At 36.2% G+C, this 13174-nt stretch carries 12 protein-coding genes; 6 read left to right on the plus strand and 6 right to left on the minus strand.

Annotated features, from left to right (window positions below):
• Positions 1-47: 47 nt before the first annotated feature.
• From ACIQXJ_RS00810 to ACIQXJ_RS00835, 6 genes are all read right to left on the minus strand, one after another.
• On the minus strand, positions 48-1244 hold the full coding sequence (locus tag ACIQXJ_RS00810; RefSeq protein ID WP_403048599.1) for an MFS transporter: 1197 nt from the start codon (positions 1242-1244) through the stop codon (positions 48-50).
• 647 nt (positions 1245-1891) lie between these two features.
• Positions 1892-2965, minus strand: coding sequence for an ABC transporter substrate-binding protein (locus ACIQXJ_RS00815; protein ID WP_403048604.1), 1074 nt, complete (start codon positions 2963-2965; stop codon positions 1892-1894).
• The gene (locus tag ACIQXJ_RS00820) at positions 2962-3759 is read right to left on the minus strand and encodes an ABC transporter permease (protein ID WP_401009629.1); all 798 of its coding nucleotides are present in this window, start codon (positions 3757-3759) and stop codon (positions 2962-2964) included. Before ACIQXJ_RS00820 ends, ACIQXJ_RS00815 begins: the two co-directional genes overlap by 4 nt.
• A complete protein-coding gene (locus ACIQXJ_RS00825; RefSeq protein ID WP_403048607.1) occupies positions 3756-4565 on the minus strand; it encodes an ABC transporter permease in 810 nt (269 codons plus the stop codon). Before ACIQXJ_RS00825 ends, ACIQXJ_RS00820 begins: the two co-directional genes overlap by 4 nt.
• Positions 4555-5661: an ABC transporter ATP-binding protein gene (locus ACIQXJ_RS00830; protein ID WP_403048610.1), complete on the minus strand. Its 1107-nt coding sequence runs from the start codon at positions 5659-5661 to the stop codon at positions 4555-4557. The genes ACIQXJ_RS00825 and ACIQXJ_RS00830 overlap by 11 nt, the downstream gene beginning before the upstream one ends.
• 17 nt (positions 5662-5678) lie before the next feature.
• Entirely contained in the window at positions 5679-6221 is a 543-nt protein-coding gene (locus ACIQXJ_RS00835) for a helix-turn-helix domain-containing protein (RefSeq protein WP_024362223.1), read from the minus strand.
• 402 nt (positions 6222-6623) lie between these two features.
• Between ACIQXJ_RS00835 and ACIQXJ_RS00840 the strand changes: the two genes are divergently transcribed.
• From ACIQXJ_RS00840 to ACIQXJ_RS00865, 6 genes are all read left to right on the plus strand, one after another.
• Positions 6624-7166 carry a peroxiredoxin gene (locus tag ACIQXJ_RS00840; RefSeq protein WP_401009626.1) on the plus strand — a complete coding sequence of 181 codons (543 nt, stop codon included), beginning with the start codon at positions 6624-6626 and terminating at the stop codon, positions 7164-7166.
• Positions 7167-7399: 233 nt separating this feature from the next.
• Entirely contained in the window at positions 7400-7852 is a 453-nt protein-coding gene (locus tag ACIQXJ_RS00845) for a TlpA family protein disulfide reductase (RefSeq protein ID WP_340826099.1), read from the plus strand.
• 299 nt (positions 7853-8151) lie between these two features.
• Positions 8152-8814 (plus strand): potassium channel family protein, encoded by a 663-nt coding sequence (locus ACIQXJ_RS00850; protein WP_024362220.1) that lies wholly within the window; start codon positions 8152-8154, stop codon positions 8812-8814.
• Between the two features lie 222 nt (positions 8815-9036).
• The gene (gene mprF / locus ACIQXJ_RS00855; protein ID WP_403048613.1) at positions 9037-11559 is read left to right on the plus strand and encodes a bifunctional lysylphosphatidylglycerol flippase/synthetase MprF; all 2523 of its coding nucleotides are present in this window, start codon (positions 9037-9039) and stop codon (positions 11557-11559) included.
• Positions 11560-11743: 184 nt separating this feature from the next.
• A complete protein-coding gene (locus tag ACIQXJ_RS00860) occupies positions 11744-12310 on the plus strand; it encodes a GNAT family N-acetyltransferase (RefSeq protein ID WP_403048616.1) in 567 nt (188 codons plus the stop codon).
• 188 nt (positions 12311-12498) lie between these two features.
• Positions 12499-12996: a GNAT family N-acetyltransferase gene (locus ACIQXJ_RS00865; RefSeq protein ID WP_403048619.1), complete on the plus strand. Its 498-nt coding sequence runs from the start codon at positions 12499-12501 to the stop codon at positions 12994-12996.
• Positions 12997-13174 lie beyond the last annotated feature (178 nt).

The raw sequence follows: 13174 nt of genomic DNA on the forward strand, positions 1-13174 counted from the left end.
AATTTTTCGATAATAAATGTACCATATTACAAATAATTGTCAATGGACTAATTTGTATCAGGCTGCATAAGATGCGGCGCCTTTTTCAATGTCCAAATGAGCGCTACTAAGAAACATGTCATTAAAATAATTGCTCCAAATATATACGGACTGTTCATATTCCAATCGAATAAAAGACCCGCAAGTGCAGGACCAATCATATTTCCAAGACTCATATAGGCATTGGTAAGTCCAGCGGCTAAACCTTGTTCATTGCCAGCAAGTTTAGAAATCAGTGTGTTGACGGCTGGGCGAATAAGTGTTGTTGCCGTGGAGAAAATCGTTGCGACAACTAAAATAAGTGCAAAGCCAGAAACAAATAATATTAGGAAAATAGCTACAGCAGCAATAAATAAATTGACTAATACAACTTTCATTTCCCCAAAGCGCTTAAAGAGTGGTGTGATGATGAACATCTGCACAACAACACCAAATGCACCACCTACAGTTAAAATTATCGCAATATCGGTAGGTGTGTAGTTAAATTTGTCTGTCACAAATAATGATAATGTTGTTTGGAAATTGGCGATGCCGAACGAGAACACAAGCATAATAATCAACATGACAAAGTATGGCATTTGGACTGAACGTGCCATCTGCCTCACAAGATTATCTTGCTTTTGTGCTTTTTGAGCTGCACTTGGTTTTGTAGAAGGTAATAACAACAATGAAAGGATAGAGGCAATAATAGCAGCTCCTCCAGCCATAAAGAATGGGAAATGCAAACTAACTTTAGATAAGAATCCACCAATACCTGGTCCAATCATAAAACCAAGAGACATAGCGGCACCTAACATGCCCATTCCTTTACCTCGTTCTTCATACGTTGTGATATCTGCTACAAACGCCATAATTGGAGGTGCTACAAAGGCAGAACCTAAACCTCCTAAGAAACGAGCAACAAAAAGCATCCATACGTCTGTAGATAGCCCGAACGAAATTTGCCCAATACCAGTTACAATCAGACCAAAAACAATCAAGTTTTTTCGACCATATCGATCCGAAAGATTCCCAGCAATTGGAGAAAAAATGAATTGTGCAAAGGCGAACGTTGCAATTAACATGCCAAGAACTTGTCCTGCTGCACCAAATATATGTAAATACTTTGGCATAACAGGAATAATAATTCCGATGCTCCCCATAGCGATAAACATATTAAACATTAAAATATACAAAGCCGCCTTGTTTGACTTCTGCTGGGTCATTGAATCCCCCCCTTTTTTCTATTGAAACATTATTACAGTCTATCATAAAGAAATATTGCTTGGCTATTGGATTATAGTCGTAGATGAATGACCTGGTCATCGGAACGAAGACATTGTTTTTCCTCTGAATAATACAATTGATTTCCGCTACGGGCGTCGCATTCCGCGGGCACACCGTAAGCCGCAACCCTCGCTGGCGCGCGGTCTGTTGCGTCTTACGTGTTGTGCGTTCCCGCAGGAGTCGCCGCCCTCCGCTCCAATCAACTGAACAAGTGGGTTAAAGAAATTCAATTTTGTGACCACCAAAAGGGAAAAAATAGAATGTACCAAAATAATACCGATGCCTCATGGCTATCTTCTTTTTAAATAGAAATGAAAACTACAATTGATTTCCGCTACGGGCGTCGCATTCCGCGGGCACACCGTAAGCCGCAACCCTCGCTGGCGCGCGGTCTGTTGCGTCTTACGTGTTGTGCGTTCCCGCAGGAGTCGCCGCCTTCCGCTTCAATCAACTGAACACATCGGAAGAGTAATTCGATATTATAAATATCGAAAGAAAAAATGACAAAAGACACCAAGTATTTAAATTCTTGATGCCTTTTGTCGACACTCAGGGAGAGAAAAATATTGTTTTTCCACTTTAGTATTTATCGAATACTCATTTTAAATTCTAAAAACAATTCATTGTATTTGCCTAAATAATCTGGCCCTAGGTTTTTATATACTTCTAATGTTTTACGTTGATCCTCGGAAGGGTAGAAGCGCTCATCAGTTACAACTTCTTTATCCATTAAGTTCATCGCTGCAATATTAGGAGTAGAATAACCTACATAATCAGCATTTTGAGCACCAGATTCCGCTTTCAACATAAAGTTAATAAAAGCATGTGCACCATCAACATTTTTCGAAGTTTTTGGGATAACCATATTGTCAAACCACAAGTTTGAGCCTTCTTCTGGAACAGCAAAGTCTAAGTCTTCATTTTCGAATAACATATCTGCTGCTTGACCAGACCATGTCAAAGCAACAGCTGCTTCGTTATTAATCATTAAAGGTGTAATTTCATCTCCGATGATTGCTTTAACGTTTGGGGCAAGTGTAATTAGTTTATTTGTAGCCTGACGTAACTCATGGTCATCTAACGAGTTAAGGGAAAGACCAAGACTATTTAAGCCCATGCCAATAACTTCACGTGCACCATCTACTAAAAAGACTTTACGTTTTAACGATGGGTCCCATAAATCTTCCCAAGAAGAGAAATCTAAGTCACCGACCAAATCTGGATTATAGACAATACCTACTGTGCCCCAGAAATAAGGAACAGAGTATTCATTGTTATCATCAAATGGCAAATCGAGAAAATACGGGTCGATATTTTTAAAATTAGGTATTTTCGTTTTATCTAACGGAAGTAGTAAGTTTTCTTCCTTCATTTTTTCAATCATATATTCAGATGGCACTGCAATATCGTAAGCAGTACCCCCTTGTTTAATTTTCGTCATCATTGCCTCATTTGAGTCAAATGTTTCGTAAATAACATGGATACCCGTTTCTTTTTCAAATTGCTTTAGCAAATCAGGGTCGATATATTCTCCCCAGTTAAAAATAGTTAATGTATCTTTACCACTTTTACCACCGTTCGCACTCATTGCGTCAGCAGCGTACATTAAAAGGGCGGACACGACAAGAATGGCGATAGTAGCTTGAATTAAAGATTTCATTGTTGTCCCCCCGTTCTTTTACTTGTACGGCTTGTAAAGAAATAATAGCCGACTACAACTAATATAGTTACGAAGAATACTAAACCAGAAATTGCGTTAACAGTTAAAGAAATACCTGCACGTGCCATCGAGTAAATTTCAACAGATAATGTACTAAAGCCATTTCCTGTTACAAAAAATGTTACGGCAAAGTCATCCAATGAATAAGTTAAAGCGAGAAAGAAACCTGCAAAAATACCAGGCTGAATATACGGTAAAATAACGCGCATCATGACATCTTTTTTCGTAGCGCCAAGATCTAAAGCTGCATCAATTAAAGACTTATTCATCTCTAGCAATTTCGGTAAAACCATAAGTACTACAATAGGAACACTAAACGCAACATGGGCTAATAATACCGAAGCAAAGCCTAGTTTAATACCAACCATTGTAAATAATATTAAAAAGCTTGCACCGATAATAACATCTGGACTAACGATTAACACATTATTTAGAGAGAGTAGGGTATTGCGCATTTTCGAATCTTTTACTGTAACAATACCGATTGCTCCTAATGTGCCAATAATCGTCGAGATAAGGGCAGAAAGCAGTGCAACAATTACAGTATTAATTAAAATAACAAGTAGTCTTGAATCCTCGAATACTGCCTTGTAATGGTCCAATGTAAAGGATTGAAAGTTAGTCATGGAATCCCCACTATTGAATGAGTAAAAGACTAAGTAAAATATAGGTGCATACAGGACGAGAAAAACAATCGCTAAATACACTTTTGCAGAAGTTGAAAGTTTGCTCATCGTACGCGACCTCCTTTATCCTTTTGTCCTGTAATAAGCATAATAATCACCATGAATAAAATTAAAAATACGGCAATCGTTGAACCCATACCCCAGTTTTGCGTCACAAGGAATTGCTGTTCAATTGCTGTACCAAGTGTAATTACACGATTCCCTGCAATTAAGCGAGTAATCATGAATAGTGATAAAGCTGGAATAAATACAACTTGAATCCCAGATTTAACACCATCCATCGTCAATGGTAATACGACGCGACGGAATGTTGTAAAAGCAGATGCGCCTAGGTCGCGAGCTGCGTATATAAGCGTTGGATTTAGACGATCCAATGAGTTGAAAATTGGTAAAATCATAAATGGTATAAAAATATAAACAGATACAAAGACAAAGCTAATATCTGTGAATAGCATTTGCTGCGGATCAAAGCCGAATACTTCAATCGCTGCGTTAATCGGACCATATAAACCAAAAATTCCTATAAACGCGTATGTTTTTAACAATAAATTAATCCAAGACGGAATAATAATGAGCAACAGCCATAACTGCTTGTGTTTTGTCTTTGTTAAAAAATAAGCTGTTGGGTATGAAATAAGTAGTGTAAAGAATGTTATTAAAAACGCATACCAAAACGAACTAAGTGTCATTTTTAAATAGACAGAAGAGAAAAAAGCTTTGTAGTTATTAAGCGTAAAATTGCCATGTAAATCTAGTAGGGAGTAGTAAACAACGAGAGCAATCGGCGCAATAACAAAAAGTGCAATCCATAAAACGTATGGAAATAACGCGGATTTCGAAGTTTTAGTTTGCATCTTCGTCATCTCCATAGGATTCTAGACGTTTATCGAACTCTTCCTCAGTTTCATTTAAGCGCATTACATGAATGGCTTCTGGATCAAAGTCTAATCCGATTTCTGTCCCTACTTCAGCTTTTTTCAATGAATGTACAAGCCATTCATTGCCAGCCTTGTCATATGTGGAAAGCTCATAATGTACCCCGCGGAATAATTGAGTATCTACTTTAACAATTAATTTTCCTTTGTCGACTGTTGTAATTTCTAAATCCTCTGGACGAATGACAATATCTATTTTCTCATTTGGTTTCATCCCTTGGTCAACACACTCAAACACTTTACCCGCAAATTCAACTGTAAAATCTTCTATCATAACACCGTTAACAATGTTTGATTCTCCGATAAAGTCGGCAACAAAACGGTTAATTGGTTCATCATAGATATCTACAGGTGTACCTGATTGTTGAATTTGACCTTCACTCAGTACAAATATTTCATCACTCATGGCTAGAGCTTCCTCTTGGTCATGTGTAACAAATACAAAAGTTTTACCAAGTCTTTGTTGTAATTCACGTAGTTCATACTGCATTTCTGTACGAAGTTTTAAGTCTAGTGCAGAAAGAGGCTCATCAAGTAAAATTACCTCTGGATCATTCACAATGGCACGAGCGATAGCCACTCGTTGACGTTGACCACCTGACATTTCAGAAATTTCACGATTGCCATAACCTGCTAAATTGACAAATTTAAGCGCTTCTGACACACGTTCTTTAATATTGCTTTCAGGAAGCTTTTTAATGCGTAGTCCAAATGCCACGTTTTCAAAAACGTTTAAATGTGGAAATAACGCATAATCCTGAAATACCGTGTTAACTTGGCGTTCATTTGCTGGAACAGTATTAATTTTTTTATCGTGGAAGAATACATCACCTGTAGTAGGTTCTGTGAAACCAGCAATAATACGTAATATAGTTGTTTTACCGCAACCAGAAGGACCGAGTAACGTATAAAACTTTCCTTTTTCAAGCTCTAAGTTAATATTTTGTAGGACGACTGTACCGTCACTATATGATTTTGAAACATTTTCAAATCGGATAATTGAATTTGTTGTCATTGAAGCGCCTCCTTAAGCTATAAATAAGAATCAGTTGCGACGAGTAAAATTTTTGTCTCATCGTCATGTGCATTAAAAATTTGATGATGATCGGCTGCGTCAAAATAGAGCGCATTACCTTCACTAGCTATATATTGTTCATTCCCTAAAACGAGACGAATACGCCCTTTGACAATATAAATAAAAGTTTCTGATAGAGATGGTTCGAATTGTTTAAATTCTCCATCAGCAGCAAGTGTCAAAAAGATGGGCTCCATTTCTTTTTCATTTGAAGTAGGAATGAGCCATTGAATTTCATATTTTTTTTCTTCATCTGTATAGGTCGATTGATCTTCCTCAGTGTAGACAACTTTTTGTTCTGGTGCATCATCATCAAAAAATTCCTTTGGCGTCGATCCTAAAACTTCTAATAATGAAAAAAGCGTTTCAATAGAAGGCGAATTCAAATCTCGCTCCAGTTGTGAAATATAGCCTTTACTTAAATCAGTACGTTCTCCAAGCTCTTCTTGGGTAAGACCTTTTTTCAAACGAAGTGCTTTAATTTTTCCTCCAATTTGCATCCTTTCCCTCCTAGAAGAAGTTTAGCAATCATAAACTTTTAGAAAATGAAGTTTACTTTAACGAAACTTTTAGTTTACTAAAAACATTACTATTATACATAATAATAAAAAATTTGCAATCGTTTTAGATGAAAAAAAGCACAAGAAATTTATAGAAAAAATGCATATAATTTTCGTGCAAATTTTTGAGTTTTTCCAGAATAAATTTGCGAAAAGTAGCAAATAACTAATGTGTAGACATGATTATTTTTGGGTATTTGACAAATATTTGTCAATGCTTATGCGACGTTTAGCATGGAGAAGTGAACTTCGTTGAAAAACTGTGCTTTCTTTGCTATCGTAGAAGACGGTTCGCATGTGCGAATAGAATATAAAACTACATATTATTCGGAGGGATTTATAATGGCAGAACGCATGGTAGGTAAACAAGCCCCAGATTTCACAATGGAAGCAGTACTTGCAGACAAATCTTTTGGTAAAGTATCTTTAGAAGAAATTAAAGCACAAGACAAATGGACTGTATTATTCTTCTACCCAATGGACTTCACTTTTGTATGTCCAACAGAAATTACTGCAATGAGCGATCGTTATGACGAGTTTGAAGACTTAGATGCAGAAGTAATCGGTGTATCAACTGATACAATCCACACACACTTAGCTTGGATTAACACAGATCGCACTCAAAATGGGCTTGGCGATTTAAAATATCCATTAGCAGCAGATACTAACCATGCTATTTCGAAAGAATATGGCGTTTTAATTGAAGAAGAAGGTATCGCACTACGTGGCTTATTTATTATTAATCCAGAAGGCGAATTAAAATATCAAACAGTATTCGATAATAACATTGGCCGTGATGTAGATGAAACTTTACGTGTACTACAAGCATTACAAACTGGTGGTCTTTGCCCAGCAAACTGGCGCCCAGGTCAAGCAACACTTTAATTTGTTTAAGCAAAAGTCCACTACCTATATAAGTACGGGACGAATGTTAGCTAATTCAGTGGGGGTTCATCCCAGCTGACATAAGCGGATGTCACAGATTTTATGAGGTGATTTTCGAGCGTGCTCGAAAAAAATCTTGACGCAATTACGCCATGACGTGATTGATGCATAAAATAAATAATGGGTCCCCACGATACGTTTGTGGGGATATTTTTTTCTAGGGAGGATTTTTTATGAAACTTCGTGAACAAATGCCTGAACTTGTAGGCGCAACAACGTGGTTAAATGGTGAAGTAACAAAAGCAGAGCTAGTTGGTGAAAAACCAACATTAATCCATTTCTGGTCAGTTAGCTGTCATTTATGTAAAGAAGCAATGCCAGATGTGAATAATTTCCGTGATCAATATAAAGATGAACTAAATGTTATCGCTGTGCATATGCCTCGTTCTGAAGCAGATACTGATTTAGAGACAATTAAAGCTGTTGCGGCAGAGCATGATATTACGCAACCAATTTTTGTTGATAGTGAAATGAAGCTAACGGATGCATTTGAGAATCAATACGTTCCAGCGTACTTTGTTTTCGATAAAGATGGTCAGCTTCGTCATATGCAAGCTGGTGGAAGCGGTATGAAGATGCTCGAAAAGCGTGTGAATCGAGTTCTTGATGAAATGCGTAACGCGTAATTTTAATATTTGAAAGACGAGGATATTCAAATCCTCGTCTTTTTTTATCTTGCTTCAACAGTCCTACAAGAATGTAGGAACTGGCGGATGTCACAAATTTTAAAAGGGACTTTTCGAGAAAGTTTGAATAAATTGTACGCAGTTAAGCTGAGGCGTAAATAATTAGTAGTTGTATGATAGAATGTCGAAAGATATAGATAGAATTTATAAAATGGGGAATCGTATCCTGTTTTGACGATACATATGAGTAAATATAAGTTAAAATAAAGTAATTGTAGTTTTCGGAGGGATTTTTAATGATGAAAAAAGAATTTGCTGTCATTGGACTTGGACGTTTTGGGGGAAGCATTGTTCGTGAACTAATGAGTCAAGGAGCGCAAGTTATGGCGATAGATCATTCATCTGAACGGGTGGATGAATTTGCTGCGATTGCTACTCAGGCCGTTATTGCAGATTCAACAGATGAATCGGTATTAAATTCATTAGGCATTCGTAATTTTGAACATGTTATTGTCGCGATAGGCGAAGATATTCAGGCTAGTATTTTAACGACAATTATTTTAAAAGAAATAGGTGTGCAGCAAATTACAGTAAAAGCTCAAAATGACTATCATGAAAAAGTGCTAAGAAAAATTGGGGCAGATTTTGTTGTGCATCCTGAGCGTGATATGGGCATTCGTATTGCCAATAATATGCTGTCTAATACGGTACTCGATTATTTAGAGCTTTCAGATGAACACTCAATCATGGAGCTAAAAGCAAATGATGCCATTGCAGGCTACTCTATTATGGATTTAGATATTCGAGCGAAATATGGCATTAACATTGTAGGTATAAAGCGAGGATCAGATATAATTGTTTCCCCACAAGCGAGTGACAAAATTTTACTTGGGGATATTATGCTTCTTATAGGTGCGGATGTGGATATAAATCGTTTTGTGAAAAAAGCGATGAAAGAATAAAAGGAAGTGGAAAGTGGAATGGGTGCCAGGCACTCAAACAATTTTACATTGTGCTGTGCGAAAGCATCCGCCCGCATCGGAAACTAACGGCAGTTATATTTAAAGAAGACTGTAGTTTTTTCATGCAATACGCCACTTTTTTATGCACTATCCCTAAAGGGGAATAAGAAGTTTTGTTCAAATTTAAAATTTTTAAGAAAGCTTGGGGAGTAGGTTTAGCACATGTTCAAAATAAGGAAAGAACCATTAATGCGGTTTCTGAAAATTTTATTTCCAGTCATACTGTTAGCGATAGCTATTTATGAAATTCAGCAATCGTTAAGAGGAGTAGATGTTAATTTACTTCGGAATGAAGTTAGTCAATTGCAAATATGGGAACTGTTATTGATTTTTTTCATCGCGTTTTGTGCGATTACTCCGATGATTTTTTATGATGTCATTTTAGCTAAACTACTGGGAATCAAAATGAACAAGCGCACGTTGCTTAATAATTCATTTATCGTCAATACATTTTCCAACCTTATTGGCTTTGGTGGTTTAGTAGGCGTTTTTTTACGAAATTATTTTTATTCAAAATATAAAGAGGATCGAGAAGGCTTGTTGAAGAGCATTGCCTCCGTTACTCTTTTTTATTTAACAGGTATCTCCTTGTTAGCATGGCTCATGTATGTATTCTTTTGGGACTTTCCATTGCTAAAAGAATTTCGGTGGCTTTCAATTGCCGTAATTCTTGTCAGCTTATATGTTCCGGCCTTTATTGGGATGCACCTTATTCGTTATAAAAAAGGTAGTTCCTTAACAATAAAAGTATCTCTTCAGTTAATAATTACTTCAGTAGCAGAATGGCTTGCAGTTTTTTTCGTTATTTGGCTGTTAACGTTAATCTTGCATATACCTATTGAGTTATCGACACTTATACCAATATTTTTAATTGCCTCATGTGCTGGCATAATTAGTATGATACCTGGAGGGGTTGGCTCATTCGACCTCGTTTTTCTATGGGGGACGCAAAGTGTTGGAATCGGTGAAGAAAAAGTACTTTTCTTATTAATTTTGTACCGTGTTGGCTACTTTGTATTACCATTTTTAGTATCTGTACTATTATTTATTAAAGATTATTGGGAACGCTGGAATCGATCTTGGGATGACTTGCCAAATGTTATTTCTCAAAAAATTAGTCATATGTTGTTAACGATTTTAGTATTTATCTCAGGCATTGTATTATTGCTATCGGCATCGGTGCCTGGCGTTTTAAGTCGGCTAAAAATAGCTCAGGAGTTTTTATCATCACCAATTATGAATATCTCCCATCAATTGACTGTTGCAGCAGCCTTTATCCTTTTAGGATTGTGTAGGGGAATTAAATATAAAGTGAAAAAAGCTTATCAGCTTGCAATCGTCGTGCTTAGTAGTTCAGCTATATTCTCGATTATTAAAGGCTTTGATTATGAAGAAGCGATCTTTTTACTAATTGTCGCAGTGTTGCTCATGGCATCGAAAAAACAATTTTACCGTGAAAGCTATGTCCTCACATGGGGTGTCATCCTATTTGACCTTGCTGCCGTTCTTTTTATTACTACAATGTATTTATTAATTGGATATGTCAACTTACCTACTGCAAAAATTCATATTCCGACAGCGTTACAATACTATATCCTTACCGACTATCGGGATTTATTTTATAGTGCAATTATTGGTATCCTCATAGCGTGTGTCATTTTTTACTTTGGTTATTTTACACGCGGAACGAAAAAAATGGAGAAACTTCTATCAAGAGAGCACGAAGATAAAATTAAAAATCACTTATTGGAATATAAAGGGACTGAGTTTTCTCATTTAATATTTTTACATGACAAATTCGTGTATTGGAATGAAAAGAATACAGTGTTATTTGCGTATCAAATATTTGCAGATAAAATCATTGTGTTAGGAGATCCAGTAGGGCAAGAAAGTGATTTTTTATCTGCTATTCAAGAGTTTTTGGAATTGGCAGATAAACATGGGTATACACCTGTTTTTTATGAGATAAACAACAATATTTTCCCTTCTTTACATGAGCATGGCTATAGCTTTTTTAAACTTGGTGAGGAAGCATTTGTTGATTTAGATAAATTCACGTTTACTGGTAAAGAAATGAAGAGTAGTAGGGCGGTAAAAAATAAATTTGAACGAGAGAACTACACGGTTACATTATTAAGCCCGCCATATTCACAGGAAGTAATGATTGAATTGGAAGAGGTATCAACTAAATGGCTGCAGGGAAGAGCTGAAAAGGGATTTTCTCTTGGCTTTTTCGATGAAAACTATTTGAGCAAGTCAAACATTGCTGTGTTAAGAGGAGCAGAAGGTGTGATAGGCTTTGCTAGCATTATGCCAATGTATGACAATGGCGAAAGGATTTCAGTCGATCTCATGCGTTTCAAGCCAGGTGCACCGTCTGGAACGATGGATTACATTTTTTTATCGCTGTTTGAATGGGCGAAAGAACAAGGTTTCCGAGTGTTCAATATGGGCATGTCGCCACTCTCAAATGTTGGGCAATCGAGATATTCCTTTTTAAGTGAAAAAATTGCAGCACAAATTTTTTTACATGGACATTTCTTCTATCATTTCAAAGGATTAAGAAATTTTAAATTAAAATATGCTGATTTTTGGGAACCTAAATATGTGGCGTATCGCAAAAAATCTTCATTACCATTTACAATGGCACAAGTAACGCTATTAATCGGTCGAAAAAGAAAATAAGCGACTTTCAAATTGTAAGTGAGGCATACTATAAATGGAAATATGCTATAATTTTCCTAACTGCGATGAAAGGAATGATGAATATGAAACAGATATGGAATGTGATTGAGAAGTAGCATATAGAGGTTATGCCACTTTTCAAGCAATTTAAAAATATTAAATGAAAATTGAAAAGAGGCTGCTTATGTACACAGATCAAGAATTAAACATTCGTCCTATCATTGAGTCTGATTTAGAGCGCATTTGGGAGCTTATTTATAAAGACGAGCAACCAGAATGGAAAAAATGGGATGCTCCCTATTTCCCGCACCAAGCTAAACCATTGCATGATTTTATGTTAATGTCACAGCAATTTATCAATCAAAAAAACTTTTGGGCAATTGAGGTTGATGGCGTTATTTGTGGCGTGATTTCATATTATTGGGAGCATGAGCCTTCTAAGTGGTTAGAATTGGGCATTGTTTTTCATGAGTCGCATAATTGGAGCAAAGGACTTGGCACTAGAGCAATGACACTATGGATTGATCACTTATTTTCAACGATGCCACTTGTTCGCGTTGGGTTTACGACATGGTCAGGAAATAAACGGATGATTCGTGTCGGAGAAAAATTAGGGATGCAATTGGAAGCGAAAATTCGCAAAGTACGTTTGTATGAGGGTGTCTATTATGATTCCATACGTATGGGCATGTTAAGAGAAGAGTGGGAAGCTAGAAAAGAATGCTTAAAGGAGCTTTCAACAACTAAATAACATGCTAGTCATTATGAAATGAAAGATAAACATAATATTAAAAAAAGTTTTAGCCTGTATTCGATATTGTATCGGACGCAGGCCTTTTATTTTCTTCGAGAAGGCTAAAACAAATTAATGTAAAATTGTGTTTGATTTCCTATTATAGCTTTGTCATAATAAAGAAAATTCAAATAGCGAGGCATGTTATGTTAATTACCGAAAATTGTATTATTCAGTCTTTAAAGCCAAACCATGTTGAAGATATTTATTCATTGTATTGTAATGAGGAAGTTAGATCCTTTCTAGGAGGGGTACCGGAAAAAAGCTACATCTATTCTTCCTTTGACAGCATGCTACAAGCACCTTTTCCTAATTCATATTTTTATATTTCATTAAAAAACAATAATGAGTTTATTGGTTTAGTGTCGATTGATGAATATCATGAAAAAACGACATATGAGCTGAGCTATCAATTTCTACCTCAATATTGGGGTAAGGGTTATGCGTTTGAAGTATTATTAGCCATCATACATTATGGATTTTTCAGCCTAAATTTATCAAAAATAGTAGCGGAAACGCAAACTGCAAATATTGCTTCCTGCCGTGTACTAGAAAAGTTAGGTATGCAAAAAGTAAAGGTTTTAAAAAGGTTTGGTCATGAGCAAGCTGTCTTTCAGTTATTGAAAACGATAGAAAAAGAATAGGGGTAGCCGATGAATAGCTGGATGGATTCGTAATACGGTACTTTAAGGGCAAATCGCTTTTTAAAAATGAGTAGCAAATTCCCCAAATTTAAGTTTAGTAATGTAAAGCGCATGTTTAAAAAAATCAAAAACCCTTTGCATAAATTTTACGAGGCTAAATCAAGCTATTCGTTATTAG

The sequence above is a fragment of the Lysinibacillus sp. NPDC097868 genome (genome assembly GCF_044761135.1).
GTDB lineage: Bacteria > Bacillota > Bacilli > Bacillales_A > Planococcaceae > Lysinibacillus.